This window comes from Streptomyces sp. NPDC028910, from assembly GCF_055564955.1.
This window is the reverse complement of sequence record NZ_JBVHVF010000025.1, coordinates 53,282-72,163: the sequence shown is the minus strand read 5'-3', so window position 1 is coordinate 72,163 and position 18,882 is coordinate 53,282. Positions and strand designations below refer to the sequence as shown.

The following is an 18,882-nucleotide window of genomic DNA, read 5'->3' as shown; positions in this document are numbered from 1 at the left end:
TTGAACATTTTACGTGCGGTCTCGGACGGGCGACATGAGTGGGAGGTCACACCCGAGACCGTGGACGCCGTCGGTGCGTACCTCCAGGACCATGCGCCGACACTCGCGCAGAGTTTCCTGGAACTTGCTTCCAAGAGCATGGTCGCGGCTTCGTGGCTGGGGGCATCCGGGAAGGAGCCTCTGGTCGAGATCGAGCCAGCGCAGCTCAAGGAGTACGCGCACGATCTCTGTCGTCCTGCGCTCGTTGTCGTCGAGGACGAAGAATCGGACGGCTATTTCCTCCGCACGGTTTCCGCGTTCTTCGGTGCGGGGCGCATGAGCAGGGCGCTCGAAGAAGGGTGGCTCGAAATCAGGCACGGCGGCGGCGGAAGTCTGGCCAAGGTAGCCGCTGAAGCTGCCTCCAAGTACAAGGTCGTTGTGCGTGTGAGCGCCATCCTCGACAGCGACCGGATGATCCCCGGGCAGCGCACCGGATCGCATGTCAAGGCCGACCGGATTTCTGAGCTGGGGGTCAGGGTCCACGTCCTGGAGCTGCGAGAGGCGGAGAACTACGTGCCCAACAGGATCCTGTCGATGGTCGGCCCGAGGCGGGAGAGTTCGCGCAGGCTTACTCACCTGAGCAAGCTGTCTCCGGAACAGCGCGGTCACTACGACATGAAGTCGGGCTTCAAGAAGCTCCCCGGCCAGCCTGCCGTCGTACCCGTGGAGCAGTTGGAGCTGTACGAGGATCACGACCGCGTGACCATCGACGGACTTCAAGGGGGATTCGGGAGGAACATCCTGAAGGTCATGAGCGAGAAGAAGGGAGCGCTTACTGCCCGTGATTTCGAGACTTTGGGTGCTGCTGTACTCGAAGAGTTGAGCATTCTCGTAAAGAATATTCTGAGTGTAGTTTAGGAGGAGTGATGGCAGAATCTGAAGCAGCGATCACCGTAAATCCTCAGATCATGCTACTGGAGCAAGTTCTGAACGAGATTGCGGCGGGTCGGCTTCGCGTTCCAAGGTTTCAGCGTCCATTTGTTTGGCGTCCCGAGCAAATGCTAAAACTGTTCGACAGTATTGAGCGTGGATATCCCATCGGAAGTCTGCTGGTGTGGGAGACGAACTCGTCGATCCCGAGCCTGGAGGCGCTGGCGGACATTGCTGTTCCGGACCCTCCCCAGGATGGTGTTGCCTATCTCCTCGACGGCCATCAGCGGATCTCGACGCTCTTCGGCAGCTTGTCGAAGCGTCCTCTTGGTAATGATCCCGAGGCTCAGGGGGAGTGGATGTGGCAGATCTATCGTGAGCTAAGTGGTCGGGAAGACCGGGCTGATAAGTTCAGGCATTGGAAGAAGGGTGACGAACCGCCGCCGAATTATCTCCCCATGCGTTCCGTGCTTCGGACGATGGATTTTCTGGCATACGGTCGGAAGCTCTCCGGTGCCGTGGAACCGGATGAGCTGGAGCCGCTGCTTGACGAGGCAGAAGCCCTTGCCCACCGGATCAAATCCTTCCAGTTGGCGGTCATCAGGCTCAAGGGAGGAGATCTCCAGCATGCGGTCGAGGTTTTTTCGCGACTGAACAGCAGTGGTCAGTCGATGTCCCCGGACCAGATGGTCTCGGCTCTGGCATATCAGGCGGACGGCGAGAGCCTGGCCGAGCGAATTGATTCCATCCGAGAGGGGCTAGCGCCCCTCGGATATGGCCAGGTGACGTCCATCACCGTCTTCCGATCGATTCTGGCAGTTTCCGGGGAACAGGACATCCTGGATGCCAGATGGGACGTCCTGGCACGTCGGGTGCAGGGGCATCTGGCAGACGCGGTGGAAGATACGGACAGGGCCATTCGGCTCGCCGTTCATTTCCTCAGGAACGAGATTCCGGTGCCCTTGGCTCGCCTCGTGCCCTATCAGGTGCAGATCGTGCTGCTCACTGCCTTCTTCCACTACAACCGCGACCCTTCTCCCGGACAGCTCCGCGAACTGACGAGGTGGTTCTGGGGGACGTCGTGGTCGGGATTCTTCGCCGGAGCCAACAGTACGCAGGTGAAGAATGCGCTTCAGGAGATGAAGCTGTTCGCCCAGGGTGACCGCGATGCGCCGTGGGTGGCGGAAGTAGCCAGGCCGTTCCCCAACCGTTTCGACATGAGAAGTGCGCGGGTGCGTGCCTTCATCCTCTGGGAGCTGAGAACGTTCCCCCGCAGAGGAACGGCATCGGGCGAATACGCGAACCCGGTCGACCTGCTCCGTGTCGCCGATTCGGGGGCCTATCAGCATGTCGCCCACAAGTCATCGATGGTTTCGCACCCGGCCAATCGCCTCATCCTCTCGACAGGAGAAGGCGCATCGATCCGGAGCACGCTGTTCACCCTGGACGAAAAGGGCGTGGATGCGTTCCTCCAGAGTCATGGAATCCCTGCCGAGGCGATGCGGCACCTGCGTTCCCAGAACGTCGAGGGGTTCATCTCCGAGAGGGCGAAGTTCTTGGAGGCGAGCGAGCGGGCATTCATGGAGGCCATGGACATCGAGACCTCCCTCTTGCACGGGGGTGACGCGGACATCGACACCGAGTGAGCCCGCACGATCGACGGGCAGGGCCAGGAGTCGGTCGGACTCCTACCAGCCCTCCAGGGGTGGGGAGATGCCGCTTGGTGGCGCGGCCCAGGGGCGGGTCAGGGAGGCCCAGACCGTGAAGGCCACCGCTGCGGCGAAGAGCACCGCCCAGCCGAACCTGCGGAGCACCCGGCGGCGGCGCAGCAGGCGGTCCCCCCGGGCCGCCGCGCCCGCCGCGAGCCCCGCCGGGACCACTGGGTACGGGCCCTCCAGGAGTTGTCTGACCTGGGCTTCCTTCCGGTCCGGGATCCCGCTCACGCCGCCGCCTCCCGGGACCTCAGCGCGGCCACGGCCCGGTTGCACAGCACCCGTACCCGCTCGACCGGCAGCCCCAGCTGCGCCGCCGTGACCTCCTCCGCGACCCCTTCGTAGAGCCGCAGGACGAGGACGAGCCGCTCCGGCGGGCTCAGCCGTGCCAGCAGGCCGCTGCCCCCCTGGTGGCGCGACCCGGTCCGCGCGAAGGCCGCGCACAGCTCCTGGCGGGTGAAGTCGTACGGGTCGTCCCCGCGCAGGCGCCGCCAGTTCGCGTACGTACGGGCCAGTGCGCCCGCCAGCAGCCGGCGCGCCGGCTCCGGTTCACCGGTGAGCAGCACCGCGACATGCAGGAGCCGCCCGGCCGCGCCCGCCACGAAGGCCTCGAACTCCGCGTAGGAGCCCGCCTGTTGATCAACCACCCGCATAGTCCACATAGTGCGGGCAGCGGGACCACCCAGGTCAAGAGGACGGACGTACTCCGCTCAGGACGCGGGCCCGGCTTCGGCCACGGACGCCATCAGCTCCGACAGCGACAGGTTGAAGCGCGTCAGCAGCCCGGTGAAGGATTCGCGCTCGTCCTCGCTCCAGCCCTCCGTCACCCGGGCCATCAGCTCGCGCCGCGAGGAGCGCACCTCCTCCAGCCGCGCCAGCCCGCGCGCGGACAGCGCGAGCACCACGGCGCGCCCGTCCTCGGGGTGCGAGGTCCGCTTGACCAGACCGCTGTCGACCAGCGGCGCGACCTGCCGGGTCACCGTGGAGGAGTCGATTCCCATGCCGCCGGCGAGCGCCTTGACGCCCATCGGGCCCTCCAGGTCGAGCCGGTTCAGCAGCAGGTAGGCGGCGCGGTCCATCGAGTTGCGGGCCTGGCCCACCCCGCCCAGGCGGGTCTGCTCGGCGCGGCGGGCGAAGACCGCCACCTGGTGCTGGAGCGCGTCGAGGAGACCGGCTCCGGCGGGCGCGTCGGCCGCCGCGGGCAGGTCGGAATTGGCCGGGGTGGAAGGCATGGCCGTGGGCTCTCTTCGCGTGGGTCCGACAAGGATGGGGGACAGAGTACGCGGCCGTGCGGCGGCTCGTACGCCCCGTTTGACAACTGATACGGCGGGTGAGGAGCGAGTCCCTGGGGCCGCCCGGGATGGCCGGATTTCGCCCCGCCCCCATCTAGCCTCGCCGGGCTCTGCCCTTCAGCCTCGCCGGCGTTTGAGGCAGGGGGCACCTCCCAGCGGTAGCTGGGGGAGGGTCCGGGCGGAGCCCGGTGCCCGGCGGAGCCGGGTTTCCTGGGGCGCCGCCCCAGACCCCGCGCCTCAAACGCCGGCGGGGCTGGGTGGGTGCGCCTCAAACGCCGGCGGGGCTGGGTGGGTGCGCCTCAAACGCCGGCGGGGCTGGGTGGGGCCGGCGGGGCTGGTGGTCAAGGCAAGGCTGGTGGTGCCGGCGGGGCTGGGCGGGGCCGGCGGGGCTGGTGGTCAAGGCAAGGCTGGTGGTGCCGGACGGGGCTGGGTGGGGCCGGTGGGGCTGGTGGTCAAGGCAAGGCTGGTGGTGCCGGACGGGGGTGAGTGGGGCCGGTGGGGCTGGTGGTCAAGGCAAGGCTGGTGGTGCCGGACGGGGCTGGGTGGGGCCGGTGGGGCTGGTGGTCAAGGCAAGGCTGGTGGTGCCGGCGGGGCTGGGTGGTGCCGACGGGGCTGGTGGTCAAGGCAAGGCTGGTGGTGACGGCAAGGCTGGGGGTGCCCGCGGGGTCGGATGGGGGCCCAGCCTGCTGGCACGCGCCGCGCAGCGGGCCGGCTGCGAGACTGGCGGCATGAACTACCGCGTGCCCCAGCCCGTCCCACAGGTCATCCTCGACGACATCCGGGGGGCTCAGAAGATGCTGTCCGGCGTCTCCAGGGTCACCGCGATGGAGGGCAGCCGGCACCTCTCCTCGCTCACCGGCTCCCCGGTCCACTTCAAGTGCGAGAACCTCCAGCGCACCGGCTCCTTCAAGCTGCGCGGCGCCTACGTGCGCATCGCGGGCCTGCGCCCCGAGCAGCGCGCCGCCGGCGTCGTGGCGGCGAGCGCGGGCAACCACGCGCAGGGCGTGGCGCTGGCCTCCTCCCTCCTCGGTGTCCGCTCGACCGTGTTCATGCCGGTCGGGGCCCCGCTGCCGAAGGTGGCCGCGACCCAGGAGTACGGCGCCGAGGTGCGCATGCACGGGCAGGTCGTCGACGAGACCCTCGCGGCCGCCCAGGACTACGCGGACCGCACCGGCGCGGTGTTCATCCACCCCTTCGACCACCGCGACATCATCGCGGGCCAGGGCACGGTGGGCCTGGAGATCCTGGAACAGTGCCCGGAGGTGCGGACCATCCTCGTCGGGATCGGCGGCGGCGGTCTCGCGGCCGGCATCGCGGTCGCGGTGAAGGCGCTGCGGCCGGACGTGCGGATCGTCGGCGTGCAGGCGGCGGGGGCGGCCGCGTACCCGCCCTCGCTCAAGGTCGGGCACCCGGTCTCGATCGACGCCCCGAACACGATGGCCGACGGGATCAAGGTCGGCCGCCCCGGCGACATCCCGTTCAAAATCATTGGCGAGCTCCTCGACGACGTGCGTACGGTCTCTGAGGACGCCCTCTCCAGCGCTCTGCTGCTGTGTCTGGAGCGGGCGAAGCTGGTGGTCGAGCCGGCCGGGTGCAGCACGGTCGCGGCCCTGCTGAGCGAGCCCGAACTGTACGGCGGCGGCCCGGTGGTCGCCGTCCTGTCCGGTGGGAACGTCGACCCGCTGCTGCTCCAGCGGATCCTGCGCCACGGCATGGCGGCGGCGGGCCGGTACCTCTCGCTGCGGCTGCGCGTGGCCGACCGTCCCGGGGCCCTGGCCGGGCTCCTGGCGGTGTTGTCAGTGGTGGATGCGAACGTGTTGGACGTGAGTCACGTACGGACCGACCCGCGACTGGGGCTCACGGAGGTGGAGGTGGAGCTGCACTTGGAGACCAAGGGCCCGGAGCACTGCGCCGAGGTAGCGCGTTCGCTGCACGCCGCGGGGTACAAGGTGATGAGCTAGTGCTGTGACCGGAAAGGTTCACCGGGTCACGGCCCCCGGCACGGCACCTCGCGGCGTTGTCGGACCGCGCAAGTACGTCCAGTACGAGCCGCGGTCCTCCGCCTTGCGATGCTTCCCCTCGGCCCTTCGGGCCTGGGGAGACCCCATGCACCGGACGCCGCGACCCGGCAAACCTTTCCGGCCACAGCACTAGCCGTCGGCCTCGGCATCCCCCGTTCGGCCGTGCCAGGCCCGACCGGCGCTCCTGGGTTCTGCAGAGAAACGCACTGAATGCCCTGAGTCTCCTGAATCTCATGAATTCCCTGGTTCTACTGGCCCGATCACGATCACTGGGAGAATCCCTATGCCAGGCGCTATCTACGCCGAAGGTCTGGTCAAGACCTTCGGCGATGTACGGGCTCTGGACGGCGTGGACCTCGATGTCCCCGAAGGCACCGTCCTGGGTCTGCTCGGCCCGAACGGCGCGGGCAAGACCACGACCGTACGCGTCCTGACCACCCTCCTCCGTCCCGACAGCGGCAGGGCCGTCGTCGCCGGCGTCGATGTGCTCAAACACCCCAACGAGGTTCGGCGCGCCATCGGCCTGTCCGGCCAGTTCGCGGCCGTCGACGAGTACCTGACCGGCCGCGAGAACCTCCAGATGGTCGGCCAGCTCTACCAGATGAAGGCCAAGGCCGCGAAGGTCCGGGCCGACGAACTCCTCGAACGCTTCAACCTCGGCGACGCAGCCGACCGCACGGCCAAGACGTACTCCGGCGGCATGCGCAGGCGCCTCGACCTCGCGGCCGCCCTCGTCGTCAGCCCGCCCGTGATGTTCATGGACGAGCCGACCACCGGACTCGACCCCCGCAACCGCCAGCAGTTGTGGGGGATCATCCAGGAACTGGTCGCCGGCGGCACCACCCTGCTGCTCACCACCCAGTACCTGGAGGAGGCCGACCACCTCGCGCACGACATCTGCGTGGTCGACCACGGCAAGGTCATCGCCCGCGGCACCTCCGACCAGCTCAAGGCCCGCACCGGCGGCGAGCGCGTGGAGGTCGTCGTCCACGAGCGCGAGCACATCACCACCGCACGCGAGGTGCTCGCCGGCTTCGGCAAGGGCGAGGCCACGGTCGAGGAGCACACCCGCAAGCTGACCGTGCCGGTGTCGGGCGGCGCCAAGCTGCTCGCCGAGGTCATCCGCGAGCTGGACGGCCGGGGCATCGAGATCGACGACATAGCCCTGCGCCGCCCGACCCTGGACGACGTGTTCATCTCCCTCACCGGACACGCGGCCGAACGGGCGGCGGAAGAGAACGGCGACGGCGCGGCCGACGGGGCCGTCAGCGAGGCCAAGGGCCGCAGGGCGGCCCGGAAGGAGACGGCGAAGTGACCCTCACCTCCCCGAACCCGGGCAGCCCCGGCAGCCACGGCACCCCCGCTCCGGGCCGGGACATCGCGGCACCCCGCCCGCGCGGCGGCCTCGTCCAGGGCGTCAACGACTCGCTGGTGATCGCCAAACGGAACCTGATCCGCATGTCCAGGATCCCCGAGATGATCATCTTCGGCGTGATCCAGCCCGTCATGTTCGTCGTGCTCTTCAGCTACGTCTTCGGCGGCTCCATCAGCGTCGGCGGCAGCACCTCGCCCGCCGCCTACCGCGAGTTCCTGATGGCCGGCATCTTCGCCCAGACCGTCACCTTCGCCACCGCCGGCGCGGGCGCCGGCATCGCGGACGACATGCACAAGGGCCTGATCGACCGCTTCCGTTCCCTGCCCATGGCGCGCGGCGCGGTCCTGACCGGCCGCACCCTGGCCGACCTCGTCCAGACCGCGCTCACCGTCGTCGTCCTGGCGGTCGTGGCCCTGATCGTCGGCTGGCGCACCCACACGAGCTTCGGCGAGATCCTCGCCGGCTTCAGCCTGCTGCTCCTGCTCGGCTACGCCTTCTCCTGGATCGGCGCCCTGATCGGCCTGTCGGTGCGCACCCCCGAGGCGGCCACCTCCGGCGGGCTGATCTGGCTCTTCCCGCTGACGTTCGTCTCGAACGCCTTCGTCCCCTCCGAGAACATGCCGGCCTTCCTGCGGCACATCGCGGAGTGGAACCCCTTCAGCGCCACCGTCCAGGCCGCCCGCGAGCTCTTCGGCAACCTCCCGGAGGGTTACCCGGTACCGGATGCCTGGCCGATGCAGCACCCCGTCATGGCGTCCATCCTGTGGTCGCTGCTGATCATCGTGGTCTTCCGGACCCTCGCGGTCCGCAAGTACCGCTCGGCGACCGCGTAGGACCCGCCGACCGCGCGGGACCCGTACGCAGGACCCGTACGCGGGACCCGTACGCACGATGCCCGGCCGGGAAGACCCCGGCCGGGCATCGTCATGCGTGAAGCTGCACAAGCGGGAAAGCAGCAAAAGCAGAAAAAGCAGAAACAGCGGGTGACCCAGGGTGATCAGCCGGTGAAGGGCTTGACGTCCAGGACCTTGACCGAGGCCTTCTTGCCGTTCGGCAGCTCGTACTCGGCGTCCTCGCCGATCGCCTTGCCCAGCACGCCACTGCCCAGCGGGGACTGGGGGGAGTACGTCTCGAAGTCCGAGGACGCGTACTCGCGCGAGGCCAGCAGGAACTCCATGGTGTCGTCCTCGTCGCCGTCGAAGGCGATCTTGACGAGCGTGCCCGGGGCCACCACGCCGTCGGACGCGGGCGCGGTCCCGACCTTGGCGTTCTCCAGGAGCTGCGTGAGCTGGCGGACCCGGAGCTCCTGCTTGCCCTGCTCCTCCTTGGCGGCGTGGTAACCGCCGTTCTCCCGCAGGTCGCCCTCCTCGCGGGCGGCTGCGATCTTCGTGGCGATCTCCGTGCGGGCAGGACCAGAGAGGTAGTCCAGCTCCGCCTTCAGCTGGTCGTACGCCGCCTGGGTCAGCCAGGTGACGCTTTCGCTCGTCTGGGTCACGGGTGCTCCTCGTCGGTACAGGGGACTACAAAGCCGCCAGCGGCGGACGAAACCACGAGCCTAACAATTCGGGAAGAAAAGGGGGAGGACCCCAGGGGCTCTTGCCCCGTGAGCCGCGTCGCGAAGCCTCAGTGAGCGGAGGCGGCTGCCGGCTGGCAGCCGACCAGCTCGATCATCGTGGCCCGGCCGGTGGTCTTCAGGGAGACGACCTCGTCCACCCGTGCCTCGGGCTGGGCGAAGGTGAAGTCCGCGCGGCCCACCTCGCCGTGCCCCTCGTCCTGGGAGCTCAGGGTGCAGACGCCGGTGACCGAGGCATCCTTGCGGACCTCCAGGTGCACCTTCACCTCGGTGTCCGAAATCACCTGGAACTTGATCACCTCGGCGCTCACGCTTTGCCCCGCGACGTAGTCCCAGCCGATCCAGCCGACCACGCCCAGCAGCACCACACCCAGCGCCGACCCGACGATCTTGAGCTTCCGGTCCGCACGCTCGTCCGCCGACCGGCCGTACCGGCCCTCGGGCAGTCCCTCGCGCACCGCGCTCATGATCGTTTCCTCTCTGCGGGGGCAGACCGGTCCGTCGCCGGTCCGGTCGCCTGGTAACTGGAGCATGCCATGGCCTTCGGGCCCGAGGGGAATCGGATCAGCGTCGGGTACGTGAGTACGCCCCGGCCACTCTGGAAAGGATGCTGACCGCGACCACCACAAGGCGGCCGACGCGGCCATCTCGGCCACCGAGCGCGAGCTGATCAACATGGCCCGCAAGCACGGTCGGGTCCTCCACCTTGTGGATCCGGCGCATACCACCAAGGACTGCGGACGATGCGGCGCGAGAGCCAAGCACGCATTGCCGCTGTCTGAACGTACCTACACGTGCGCCGCGTGCGGAACCGTCTCTCCCAGGGACAAGAACTCCGCCCGCGTCATGCTCGTCCGGGCAGGTCTCGACCCGGCCGGCGCTGATCGCGTAAGACCCGACGGACCGCCGGTCCGCCAGGCCGCGTGAGCCGGGAATCCCCCCTCGTCGTCGATTGCTGAGGGGAGGAGTCAATATAGAAGCCGACGTCGCGTCGCCGTCGCGCCGAATCGCAGAGGATCCTGTTTTGACCGAGCAGCTTCGACTGATGGCCGTCCACGCCCACCCCGACGACGAGTCGAGCAAGGGCGCGGCCACCATGGCCAAGTACGTGTCCGAGGGGGTTCCCGTGCTGGTCGTCACCTGCACCGGTGGCGAGCGCGGCTCCGTGCTGAACCCCAAGCTCCAGGGCGACAAGTACATCGAGGAGAACATCCACGAGGTGCGCGCCAAGGAGATGGACGAGGCCCGCCAGATCCTCGGCATCGAGCAGGAATGGCTCGGCTACGTGGACTCCGGCCTGCCCGAGGGCGATCCGCTGCCTCCGCTGCCCCAGGGCTGCTTCGCGCTCGCGGACGTCGACGAGGCCGCCGGTGAGCTGGTGAAGAAGATCCGCGCCTTCAAGCCGCAGGTCATCACCACGTACGACGAGAACGGCGGCTACCCGCACCCCGACCACATCATGACCCACAAGATCTCGATGGTGGCCTTCGACGGCGCGGCGGACACGGAGAAGTACCCGGAGAGCGAGTACGGCCCGGCGTACCAGCCGCAGAAGCTCTACTACAACCAGGGCTTCAACAAGCCGCGCACCATCGCCCTGCACGAGGCGCTGCTCGCGCGCGGCATGGAGTCCCCCTACGGGGAGTGGCTGGAGCGGTGGAAGGAGTTCGAGCGCAAGGAGCGGACCCTGACCACCCACGTGCCCTGCGCGGACTTCTTCGAGATCCGTGACAAGGCGCTCATCGCGCACGCCACGCAGATCGACCCGGACGGCGGCTGGTTCCGCGTCCCGATGGACGTCCAGAAGGAGGTCTGGCCCACCGAGGAGTACGAGCTGGCGAAGTCGCTCGTCGACACTTCCCTCCCCGAGTCCGACCTCTTCGCGGGCATCCGGGAGAATGCGTAGCTATGAGCGCTACGCAGGCAGCACTGACCGAGCTCCTTCCGCTGGCGGGTGACACCTTCGACAAGAACAAGGTGACGCCCGGCATCCTGGGCTTCCTCGTGTTCGCGGCCCTCGCCCTCGGGGTGTGGGCCCTGATGAAGTCGATGAACCGGCACATGGGCAAGGTGAACTTCCAGGAGGCTCCGGACCCGGCCGCCCCGGCCCCGGCCCCCGCCGCGGACGGCACCCGGGCCCCGTAGGTCTTCGTAGGTTTTCGTAGGTCTTCGGGCCCCGCAGGACCTTGTGCGCGACCGCCGCCCCCGGACCGGCGAAACCGGTGGGGGCGGCGGCTTCCGTGCGTGCGTCGCGGGTCACGCGGAGGGAGGGGCCGACGGGACGCCCATGACCTCCCGGGAGTGCAGGTTCGGGACCAGGCCGAGCCGCCACGCCTGCCAGCCCTCCGCCGGATCCACGCCCCGGCCCAGGATCACCCCGTAGGTCTCCAGGCAGTCCTCCAGCCGGCCGTCCCGCGCCGGATGCGGCGCCCGCGTCAGCCGATCCAGCTCCGCCCGCGCCTCCTCCAGGGCGGCCGGCACGGTCAGCGCCGCCACGTCGGCGTACGGCAGCATCGTGCACCGCAGGAAGCGCGCCCAGTCCTCCCCGCGCCGGTCCCCGTACGAGATGAACAGCCGCACCGCCTCCTCGCACAGGCCCAGCGCCTGCGCCAGACGGCCGTTGCCCGCGTCGATCACCGCCAGCTCCAGGCAGGTCCACGCCTCGCCGTGCGCCAGCCCGATCCGCCGGAAGTCCGCCCGCGCGTCCACCAGCAGCTGACGGGCGAAGCCGGAGTTCCTCAGGTTCCCCGTCTGCGCCGCCCGCTGGTCCCGGGTCACCCGGCCCGAGTGGTGGCGGGCGTGCGCCAGCCCGTACACGTCCCGCATCCGCGAGAACATCGTCCGGGCCCGCTCCAGCTCCCGTACCGCCTCGTCGCGCTCACCGCCCTCCTCCAGCGCCTGTCCGAGGTAGTACTGCGTCCACGCCTCGCCGCGCGCGTCCTCCGCCTCCCGGTGCCGGGCCAGCGCCTCCCGCAGCCGCTCCACCGCCGCCCCCGGATCCCCGTCCACCACCCGGGCCCGGCCCAGCTGCGTCAGCGCCCAGGCCTCGCCGCGGTCGTCGCGGGTACGCCCGTACAGGTCGAGGGCTAGCCGCAGCTCCGCCTCCGCCCGCTCCACGTCACCGGACCGCAGGTGCACCTGGCCCAGCTGGAAGTGCGCCCACGCCTCGCCGTGCACGCTCTCGCTCTGCCGGTGCAGGGCCAGGGAGGTCTCCAGCAGCCGCGTCGCCTCCGCCAGGTGCGCCAGGTCCCGCTCCACCGCTGCCAGCGCGTGCAGCCCCCACGCCCGGTCGCCCGCCAGCTCCGGCGGCTCCTGGAGCACCAGCGCCTCACGGATACGGACCGCCGCCTCCGGGAGGTTGCCCTGGTGGTGCAGCGTGATGCCCAGCGAGATCAGGGCCATCGCCGCCCCCGCCTCCTGATGGGCCTCCATGTACTGGTCCACCACCGAGGTCAGCGTGGTGCGGGCCTTGTCCAGCTCGCCCAGCTGGCGCGCCGCGATACCCGTACGCCACTGCACCGACCGCGCCAGCCGCCCCTGCTGCCCCTGTGGCCACTGCGGCCCCTTCCGGCCCGCCTCCACGGCCTGCGTGAGCTCGTCGATCTCACCGAGCCGGTACAGGTCCCCGCGCAGCAGACAGAAATCGCACAGCGCGCCGAGCAGGTCCAGCACCGCCTGCTGGTCCACCCCCTCCGAATGCCGCAGCGCCGCCGTGATGAAGCTCGACTCGTCGTCCAGCCAGCGCAGCGCCGCGTCCAGCGAGGGGAAGCCATGGCCGCCGACGGGTCCTTTGAAAAGCGTGTTCGCCCGCGTCGACATCTTCCCGTCGACCATCCGGATCACCGAGTCCGCGAGCTGCGCATAGGTGCGGATCAGCCGCTCGTGCGCCGCGGCCGCCTCCGCCCGGTCCCCGTCCGCCGCCGGCCGCCGCGCCGCGTACGCGCGCACCGCGTCGTGCATCCGGAACCGCTGGCCGCGCACCCGCTCGATCAGCCCGGCCTCCCACAGCTCCTCCAGCGTGCGCAGCGCCGCCTGCTCCGGTACGTCGGCCAGCGCGGCCGCGGCCGCGGCGCCGAGGGAGGCCCGCCCGGCCAGGGGCAGCCGCCGCAGCAGCTGCCGGGCGGGCTCGGCGAGGCGGGCGTCGGCGGCGCGCAGCGCGGCCTCCACCGGATGCCCGGCGCCGCCGTCGAGGGCCCGGCCGTCGCCCACCAGCGGCGCCAGCATCCGCAGGGCGAGGGGGAGCCCGCCGCTCAGCTCCACCACGGCGGCCACGGCCGCCTCGGCCCCCGCCTCGGCGCCCGTCTCGGCGCCCGTCTCGGCCCCCGCCTGGGCCCCCGCGTGGGCCCCCGCCTTGGCGCCCGCCCCCGCCTCAGCCCCCGGCGCGGCCGCCCGGACCAGCTCCGCCGTCTCGTCCGGCGTCAGCCGTTCCACCGGCAGCTGGTACACCCACGCCCCCAGGTCCGCGGGCAGCTCCAACGGCTCCCGCGCCGTCACCAGCACCAGACTCTCCGAGCGCTCCGGGACCAGCATCCGTACCTGCGCCGCGTCCACCGCGTCGTCGAGCAGCACCGTCACCGGCAATCCCTGCAGGTGCTGGTGGTACAGCTCGCCGAGCCGTCGCACCTGCTGCTCCGCCGAGGCGCCCTCGCGGAACAGCAGCTGCTCGCGCGGCGCGCCCAGCCGGTTCATCAGGTGCAGCAGCGCCTCCCGCGTCGACAGCGGCGCCTCACCGGGCTCGGCGCCGGGAGAACCGCCCCGCAGGTCCACCACGCACGCGCCCCGGAACTGGTCCCGCAGAGCGTGCGCCGCCCGCAGCGCCAGCGCCGTACGACCCACGCCCGGCTCGCCGTGCAGTACCACCACCACGGGGCGGGTCTCCGTACTGGCGCGGGCCGCCTGCACCCACTGCGCGATCCGCGTCAGCTCCGCCCGCCGTCCCGCGAACTGACCGGAAGGGTCGGGGAGCTGCCCGAAGGACTGCTCCAGCGCACTGCGCCGCCGGGCCTCCGCGCTGCGGTCCGTGCCGCGCAGCTGGACCGGTGTCCGGGCGGCGGCCCGGGCGGGGGGCCGAGGTGCCCGCGCCGCCGAGGCCACCGCGCGCTGCTGCTCCAGGAACGGACGTATCCCGCGCACCTCCAGCGCCGACAGCCACTGCAGTTTCAGCTGCTCCGAACCGCCCGGCCGGCCCAGCTCCCCGGCCCGCCGGTTCGCGGCCGGCAGGTGCAGCGCCGTCACCTTGGCCACCGTCGCCACCGCTCCCGCGATGCCCACGACGGCCCCCGCGGTCAGCGCCGTGCCGGCCGCGACGCCCAGCGACAGGTCCGCCCCGACGGCCGCGGCCGCCGCGACCGCCGTCACCAGCAGCGCGGTGGAGGTGTTGCCCCGCCGCAAGGCCTCACCGAGCGACTCGTCCCCGGCCGCCGCCTCGTCCAGGGCCCGTACGTACGCCTCGTACTCGGGAGCCGCACTCGCCGCGAGCGCGTCCAGGGCCTCCTTGCCCCGCGCCAGCAGCGCCGCCCTGTCGACCGCCGAGTCCGCTGCGCCCGCCCCGCGCCGGGCCGCCTCGTCCACGGCCCGTACCAACAGCCGCTCGGCCTCACCGCGATGGCTGTCCCGCATCGGCATCCCCCTCAGAGAGCTCCGGCAACGAGCCCCAAGTGTCCTGCGGGACTCCTCGGAGCGCGAGGGAATCTGAGCTAGTTCAGAGGGAAGCGGTCAGTCCTTCATATAGTCGGGGCAGAAACGTCCAACTGGTAGGAAAAGAGGGCCTCATGGCCATCCGAGGGACGCGCACGGCCGGCACGCCGGCCGCCGTGATCCTGTGCGCGCTGGCACTGCTGCCCGCGCTGGCCGGATGCGAAGGCGCCCCGCCCGCACGGGGATTCGTACCCCGCTACGAGAAGCCGGCCGCCGCCGACCGCGACAGCGCCGCCTTCCTCAAGCAGCGGCAGCTCGCCGAGACGGTCACCGCCGACCTCAACGCGTACCTCGACGTCCCCCACCGGGTCGTGGTCCTCGCCCGCTCCTGCGCGGGCGAGGGCAGCGGCTACGACCCCGGCACCCGCCGGATCGAGCTCTGCTACGACGACCTGGCCGAGGACCGGAAGCTCTTCGAGGAGGCGGACCACCGCCCGGCGGACGAAGCCCTCTCCGACATCGTCCGCGAGACGCTCTACCACGAGGCGGGCCACGCCCTCATCGACGCCCTGGACCTCCCCGACCGAGGGGAGCGCGCCGAAGAGGACGCCGCCGACCGCTTCGCCCAGCTGATGCTGCTGCGCGGCCACCGCGAGCAGGCCCTGCTGACCGCCGCCCGGGCCTACGACCTCGCCGCCGCGGCCGACCCCACCCCCGACCCCACGGACGAACACGCCCCGGACGCCGCCCGCGCGGAATCCCACCGCTGCGCCGTCCACGGCCACGCCCCCGCCCGCCACCCGGACCTAGCCACCCCCGCCCGCGCGGACTGCGCGGCCACCTGGGCCCGCGCCCGCGACGCGTGGACCAGCGACCTGACCCCTTTCCTGCGGCCGTGAGCCGACCCCGTGGGGCAGGATGGGATCATGTCGAACCGCCTCGCGAACGAGACCTCCTCGCGAACGAGACCTCCCCCTACCTCCTCCAGCACGCCGACAACCCCGTCGACTGGTGGCCCTGGTCTGCGGAGGCCTTCGAGGAGGCGCGTGAGCGCGGGGTGCCGGTGATGCTCAGCGTCGGCTACTCCAGCTGCCACTGGTGCCAGTGGCCTCACAGGCCCAGTGGTCGGCGGTGCTCACACCTCTCTGATGATCACGCGGCTCCCGCAGAGCTTCGACCAGTCATCGTGGTCGGAAGTCAGGACGATCACGGGGGCCGGGACGCGGAGGGCGAGCGCGGCGACGAGGGCGTCGATAGCGTACTTGTGCCCGTGAAGCCCGCCTGCGTCCTGAAGTAGCCCCACCGCGGTCAGGGAGTCCTCCTGGCTGACCGGTTCCACCCGCAGCCGGGAGAGCACCCACTTCAAGCGCGCCAGATCGGTCTTCCCATGCACGGCTTCGACGATGGTCAGCGCAGAGACGAGGACGGGAACTCCGACCTGCCGGGATGCCTCGACGCGAGCCGCCATCTTGCGGTCGTTGCGCAGGAGCAGGGAGAGCGCCTCGGAGTCGAGCACCAGCGAGCGAGCCGACTGCTCCTTCACGCAGCGCCCCGCTCGGCATCCCTGGCGTTCTCGTCTCCGAACAGCTCGCGACGAGCGGTTTCGATCTCCTGCTCTGTGAGCGCGCCGTGCACTTCCTCGTGGGCCGCGACGATCTCGGCGAGCCCGTCCATGGCGAGCTGGTGCCTGACGGCTTCGGTGATGTAGCTGGACAGTCCGCGACGACCGGTTCGAGAGCGGAGCTCACTGACCAGCTCGGCGGGCATGGACACGGAGATGTTCTCGGTGGTCCCGGCTCGGGTCGGCTTCATGCTCAGAGTGTAGGACAAGCTCTATTACACGGAGAGGGCTTCGTCGCTTCCCAGTGAGCTGGTCGACGGCCGGAGCTGCACTCAGCCCAGATGAGCTTCCCCGACCTTAGTGCTGTGACCGGAAAGGTTCACCGGGTCACGGCCCCCGGCACGGCACCTCGCGGCGTTGTCGGACCGCGCAAGTACGTCCAGTACGAGCCGCGGTCCTCCGCCTTGCGATCCTTCCCCTAGGCCCTGCGGGCCTGGGGAGACCCCATGCACCGGACGCCGCGACCCGGCAAACCTTTCGGCCACAGCACTAGCCACCCCCGCCCGCGCCGACTGCGCGGCCACCTGGGCCCGCGTCCGCGACGCGTGGACCAGCGACCTGACCCCGTTCCTGCGGCCGTGAGCCGACCCCGTGGGGCAGGATGGGATCATGTCGAACCGCCTCGCGAACGAGACCTCCCCCTACCTCCTCCAGCACGCCGACAACCCCGTCGACTGGTGGCCCTGGTCTGCGGAGGCCTTCGAGGAGGCGCGTGAGCGCGGGGTGCCGGTGATGCTCAGCGTCGGCTACTCCAGCTGCCACTGGTGCCATGTCATGGCGCACGAGTCCTTCGAGGACGAGCTGGCCGCCGCCTACCTCAACGAGCACTTCGTCAACATCAAGGTGGACCGCGAGGAGCGCCCCGACGTCGACGCCGTCTACATGGAGGCCGTGCAGGCCGCCACCGGGCAGGGCGGGTGGCCCATGACCGTCTTCCTCACGCCCGACGCCGAGCCCTTCTACTTCGGGACCTACTTCCCGCCCGAGCCCCGGCACGGCATGCCCTCCTTCATGCAGGTCCTCGAAGGCGTGCGGACCGCCTGGGTGGGGCGGCACGAGGAGGTCGCCGAGGTCGCGCAGCGGATCGTACGGGACCTGGCCGGGCGGCAGCTGGACTACGGGAAGGCCGGGAGCCCGGGGCCGGAGGAGCTCGCGCAGGCCCTGCTCGGGCTGACGCGGGACTACGACGCCGCGCGCGGGGGATTCGGCGGGGCGCCGAAGTTCCCGCCGTCCATGGTGCTGGAGTTCCTGCTGCGCCACCACGCGCGCACCGGGTCCGAGGGCGCGCTCCAGATGGCCGCCGATACGTGTGAGGCCATGGCCCGGGGCGGCATCTACGACCAGCTCGGGGGCGGGTTCGCGCGGTACTCCGTGGACCGGGAATGGGTCGTTCCGCACTTCGAGAAGATGCTCTACGACAATGCGCTGCTCTGTCGGGTCTACACGCACCTGTGGCGGACCACCCGGTCGGAGCTCGCGCGCCGCGTCGCGCTGGAGACGGCCGACTTCATGGTCCGGGAGCTGCGGACCGACCAGGGCGGTTTCGCCTCCGCGCTCGACGCCGACAGTGCGGATCCGGTCAGCGGTGAGCACGTGGAGGGGGCGTACTACGCGTGGACGCCCGCCCAGCTGCGGGAGGTGCTGGGGGAGGCCGACGCGGAGCTGGCCGCCCGCTGCTTCGGGGTGACCGAGGAGGGAACCTTCGAGCACGGCAAGTCCGTGTTGCAGCTGCCCCAGGACGGTCCCGCGGTGGACGCGCGCAAGCTCGCCGGCATCAAGGAGCGGCTGCTGGCCGCGCGGGACCGGCGGCCGGCGCCCGGGCGGGACGACAAGATCGTCGCCGCGTGGAACGGGCTGGCGATTGCCGCGCTCGCCGAGTGCGGGGCGTACTTCGAGCGGCCCGACCTGGTGGAGCGGGCGACCGAGGCCGCCGATCTGCTGGTGCGCGTGCACATGGACGGCCGGGCCCGGCTGGCCAGGACCAGCAAGGACGGTCACGTCGGCCCCAACGCGGGCGTGCTGGAGGACTACGGCGATGTGGCGGAGGGCTTCCTCGCCCTGGCGTCCGTGACGGGCGAGGGCGTCTGGCTTGAATTCGCCGGCTTCCTCGTCGACCTGGTACTGGACCAGTTCACCGCCGAGGACGGGTCGTTGTACGACACGGCGCACGACGCGGAGAAGCTCATCCGCCGGCCGCAGGATCCCACGGACACGGCCACCCCGTCCGGGTGGACCGCCGCCGGGGGCGCGTTGCTCTCGTACGCGGCGCACACGGGGTCGGAGGCTCACCGGACGGCGGCGGAGAGGGCGCTCGGGGTGGTGCACGCGCTCGGTCCGCGCGTGCCGCGCTTCATCGGGCACGGGCTGTCGGTCGCCGAGGCGCTGCTCGACGGGCCCCGTGAGGTGGCGGTCGTCGGCCATCCGGAGGACCCGGCGCTGGCGCGGCTGCACCGCACCGCGTTGCTGGGGACGGCTCCTGGGGCGGTGGTGGCGGTCGGTCTTCCGCGCGCGGAGGACGGCAGTGGGGGTGAGTTCCCCCTTCTGGCCGAGCGTACGCTCCTGAACGGCCTGCCGACGGCCTACGTCTGTCGACATTTCGTCTGCGCGCGGCCTACGACGGATCCGGTCGAGCTGGCGGAGCAGTTGGGTACGGTTCGTCCCTGAAGCAGCCGGAGTGCCGTCAATTCCGGTTCCCCGCACACCAGTTCAGACATCAGCTTTTTATCGATACAGCGACTGAGT

General features: G+C 70.6%; 18 protein-coding genes and 1 pseudogene. 11 read left to right on the top strand and 8 right to left on the bottom strand.

The window, feature by feature from the left end:
• Positions 1 to 60 precede the first annotated feature (60 nt).
• Complete coding sequence (locus ACZ4TV_RS26505; protein ID WP_468137438.1) at positions 61 to 897, top strand: hypothetical protein; 837 nt, start codon at positions 61 to 63, stop codon at positions 895 to 897.
• A gap of 8 nt (positions 898 to 905) precedes the next feature.
• On the top strand, positions 906 to 2,555 hold the full coding sequence (locus ACZ4TV_RS26500; RefSeq protein WP_468137437.1) for a DUF262 domain-containing protein: 1,650 nt from the start codon (positions 906 to 908) through the stop codon (positions 2,553 to 2,555).
• A 42-nt stretch (positions 2,556 to 2,597) separates the two neighbouring features.
• Here ACZ4TV_RS26500 and ACZ4TV_RS26495 read toward each other — a convergent pair whose 3' ends face one another.
• From ACZ4TV_RS26495 to ACZ4TV_RS26485, 3 genes are read right to left on the bottom strand one after another with little or no spacing between them, the layout of a single operon-like run.
• Positions 2,598 to 2,852 (bottom strand): hypothetical protein, encoded by a 255-nt coding sequence (locus ACZ4TV_RS26495; RefSeq protein WP_468137436.1) that lies wholly within the window; start codon positions 2,850 to 2,852, stop codon positions 2,598 to 2,600.
• Positions 2,849 to 3,274: a sigma factor-like helix-turn-helix DNA-binding protein gene (locus ACZ4TV_RS26490; protein WP_468137435.1), complete on the bottom strand. Its 426-nt coding sequence runs from the start codon at positions 3,272 to 3,274 to the stop codon at positions 2,849 to 2,851. The genes ACZ4TV_RS26495 and ACZ4TV_RS26490 overlap by 4 nt, the downstream gene beginning before the upstream one ends.
• A gap of 57 nt (positions 3,275 to 3,331) precedes the next feature.
• On the bottom strand, positions 3,332 to 3,853 hold the full coding sequence (locus ACZ4TV_RS26485) for a MarR family winged helix-turn-helix transcriptional regulator (RefSeq protein ID WP_468137433.1): 522 nt from the start codon (positions 3,851 to 3,853) through the stop codon (positions 3,332 to 3,334).
• A gap of 788 nt (positions 3,854 to 4,641) precedes the next feature.
• Between ACZ4TV_RS26485 and ilvA the strand changes: the two genes are divergently transcribed.
• The 3 genes from ilvA (at position 4,642) to ACZ4TV_RS26470 (ending at position 8,142) form a co-directional block, all read left to right on the top strand.
• The gene (gene ilvA / locus ACZ4TV_RS26480) at positions 4,642 to 5,874 is read left to right on the top strand and encodes a threonine ammonia-lyase (RefSeq protein ID WP_468137432.1); all 1,233 of its coding nucleotides are present in this window, start codon (positions 4,642 to 4,644) and stop codon (positions 5,872 to 5,874) included.
• Positions 5,875 to 6,217: 343 nt separating this feature from the next.
• Positions 6,218 to 7,249 (top strand): ATP-binding cassette domain-containing protein, encoded by a 1,032-nt coding sequence (locus ACZ4TV_RS26475; RefSeq protein ID WP_468137431.1) that lies wholly within the window; start codon positions 6,218 to 6,220, stop codon positions 7,247 to 7,249.
• Between the two features lie 62 nt (positions 7,250 to 7,311).
• Positions 7,312 to 8,142: an ABC transporter permease gene (locus ACZ4TV_RS26470; RefSeq protein ID WP_468137468.1), complete on the top strand. Its 831-nt coding sequence runs from the start codon at positions 7,312 to 7,314 to the stop codon at positions 8,140 to 8,142.
• Positions 8,143 to 8,306: 164 nt separating this feature from the next.
• Here ACZ4TV_RS26470 and greA read toward each other — a convergent pair whose 3' ends face one another.
• On the bottom strand, positions 8,307 to 8,804 hold the full coding sequence (gene greA, locus ACZ4TV_RS26465; protein ID WP_468137430.1) for a transcription elongation factor GreA: 498 nt from the start codon (positions 8,802 to 8,804) through the stop codon (positions 8,307 to 8,309).
• Between the two features lie 128 nt (positions 8,805 to 8,932).
• Positions 8,933 to 9,349 carry a DUF4307 domain-containing protein gene (locus ACZ4TV_RS26460; RefSeq protein WP_468137429.1) on the bottom strand — a complete coding sequence of 139 codons (417 nt, stop codon included), beginning with the start codon at positions 9,347 to 9,349 and terminating at the stop codon, positions 8,933 to 8,935.
• A 208-nt stretch (positions 9,350 to 9,557) separates the two neighbouring features.
• Between ACZ4TV_RS26460 and ACZ4TV_RS26455 the strand changes: the two genes are divergently transcribed.
• The 3 genes from ACZ4TV_RS26455 to ACZ4TV_RS26445 all read left to right on the top strand — a co-directional run bounded on the left by ACZ4TV_RS26455 (position 9,558) and on the right by ACZ4TV_RS26445 (position 11,027).
• The gene (locus ACZ4TV_RS26455; protein ID WP_468137428.1) at positions 9,558 to 9,809 is read left to right on the top strand and encodes a zinc ribbon domain-containing protein; all 252 of its coding nucleotides are present in this window, start codon (positions 9,558 to 9,560) and stop codon (positions 9,807 to 9,809) included.
• Between the two features lie 97 nt (positions 9,810 to 9,906).
• Entirely contained in the window at positions 9,907 to 10,788 is an 882-nt protein-coding gene (gene mca, locus ACZ4TV_RS26450) for a mycothiol conjugate amidase Mca (protein ID WP_468137427.1), read from the top strand.
• A gap of 2 nt (positions 10,789 to 10,790) precedes the next feature.
• Positions 10,791 to 11,027, top strand: coding sequence for a hypothetical protein (locus ACZ4TV_RS26445; protein WP_468137426.1), 237 nt, complete (start codon positions 10,791 to 10,793; stop codon positions 11,025 to 11,027).
• 111 nt (positions 11,028 to 11,138) lie between these two features.
• Here the strand turns inward: ACZ4TV_RS26445 and ACZ4TV_RS26440 are convergent, their stop codons facing one another.
• Positions 11,139 to 14,501, bottom strand: coding sequence for a tetratricopeptide repeat protein (locus ACZ4TV_RS26440; protein ID WP_468137425.1), 3,363 nt, complete (start codon positions 14,499 to 14,501; stop codon positions 11,139 to 11,141).
• 152 nt (positions 14,502 to 14,653) lie between these two features.
• Between ACZ4TV_RS26440 and ACZ4TV_RS26435 the strand changes: the two genes are divergently transcribed.
• Both ACZ4TV_RS26435 and ACZ4TV_RS26430 read left to right on the top strand, forming a co-directional pair.
• Complete coding sequence (locus ACZ4TV_RS26435; RefSeq protein WP_468137424.1) at positions 14,654 to 15,418, top strand: DUF4344 domain-containing metallopeptidase; 765 nt, start codon at positions 14,654 to 14,656, stop codon at positions 15,416 to 15,418.
• A pseudogene (locus tag ACZ4TV_RS26430) lies at positions 15,415 to 15,621 on the top strand (DUF255 domain-containing protein); the annotation flags it as partial. The gene ACZ4TV_RS26435 and the pseudogene ACZ4TV_RS26430, both read left to right, overlap by 4 nt.
• Before the next feature lie 33 nt (positions 15,622 to 15,654).
• Here the strand turns inward: ACZ4TV_RS26430 and ACZ4TV_RS26425 are convergent.
• Positions 15,655 to 16,062 (bottom strand): type II toxin-antitoxin system VapC family toxin, encoded by a 408-nt coding sequence (locus tag ACZ4TV_RS26425; protein WP_468137423.1) that lies wholly within the window; start codon positions 16,060 to 16,062, stop codon positions 15,655 to 15,657.
• Complete coding sequence (locus tag ACZ4TV_RS26420) at positions 16,059 to 16,331, bottom strand: hypothetical protein (protein WP_468137421.1); 273 nt, start codon at positions 16,329 to 16,331, stop codon at positions 16,059 to 16,061. Before ACZ4TV_RS26420 ends, ACZ4TV_RS26425 begins: the two co-directional genes overlap by 4 nt.
• 418 nt (positions 16,332 to 16,749) lie before the next feature.
• Here ACZ4TV_RS26420 and ACZ4TV_RS26415 point away from each other — a divergent pair, with 418 nt between their 5' ends.
• Entirely contained in the window at positions 16,750 to 18,804 is a 2,055-nt protein-coding gene (locus ACZ4TV_RS26415; RefSeq protein WP_468137420.1) for a thioredoxin domain-containing protein, read from the top strand.
• The last annotated feature ends 78 nt before the right edge of the window (positions 18,805 to 18,882 follow it).

What these genes read in the sequence shown, in the direction of transcription:
- ACZ4TV_RS26500 (WP_468137437.1), top strand. Translation starts at nt 906, where the DNA reads ATGGCAGAATCTGAAGCAGCGATCACCGTAAATCCTCAGATCATGCTA.
- ACZ4TV_RS26490 (WP_468137435.1), bottom strand. Translation starts at nt 3,274, where the DNA reads ATGCGGGTGGTTGATCAACAGGCGGGCTCCTACGCGGAGTTCGAGGCC.
- ACZ4TV_RS26485 (WP_468137433.1), bottom strand. Translation starts at nt 3,853, where the DNA reads ATGCCTTCCACCCCGGCCAATTCCGACCTGCCCGCGGCGGCCGACGCG.
- ilvA (WP_468137432.1), top strand. Translation starts at nt 4,642, where the DNA reads ATGAACTACCGCGTGCCCCAGCCCGTCCCACAGGTCATCCTCGACGAC.
- ACZ4TV_RS26475 (WP_468137431.1), top strand. Translation starts at nt 6,218, where the DNA reads ATGCCAGGCGCTATCTACGCCGAAGGTCTGGTCAAGACCTTCGGCGAT.
- ACZ4TV_RS26460 (WP_468137429.1), bottom strand. Translation starts at nt 9,349, where the DNA reads ATGAGCGCGGTGCGCGAGGGACTGCCCGAGGGCCGGTACGGCCGGTCG.
- ACZ4TV_RS26455 (WP_468137428.1), top strand. Translation starts at nt 9,558, where the DNA reads ATGGCCCGCAAGCACGGTCGGGTCCTCCACCTTGTGGATCCGGCGCAT.
- ACZ4TV_RS26445 (WP_468137426.1), top strand. Translation starts at nt 10,791, where the DNA reads ATGAGCGCTACGCAGGCAGCACTGACCGAGCTCCTTCCGCTGGCGGGT.
- ACZ4TV_RS26440 (WP_468137425.1), bottom strand. Translation starts at nt 14,501, where the DNA reads ATGCGGGACAGCCATCGCGGTGAGGCCGAGCGGCTGTTGGTACGGGCC.
- ACZ4TV_RS26435 (WP_468137424.1), top strand. Translation starts at nt 14,654, where the DNA reads ATGGCCATCCGAGGGACGCGCACGGCCGGCACGCCGGCCGCCGTGATC.
- ACZ4TV_RS26420 (WP_468137421.1), bottom strand. Translation starts at nt 16,331, where the DNA reads ATGAAGCCGACCCGAGCCGGGACCACCGAGAACATCTCCGTGTCCATG.
- ACZ4TV_RS26415 (WP_468137420.1), top strand. Translation starts at nt 16,750, where the DNA reads ATGTCGAACCGCCTCGCGAACGAGACCTCCCCCTACCTCCTCCAGCAC.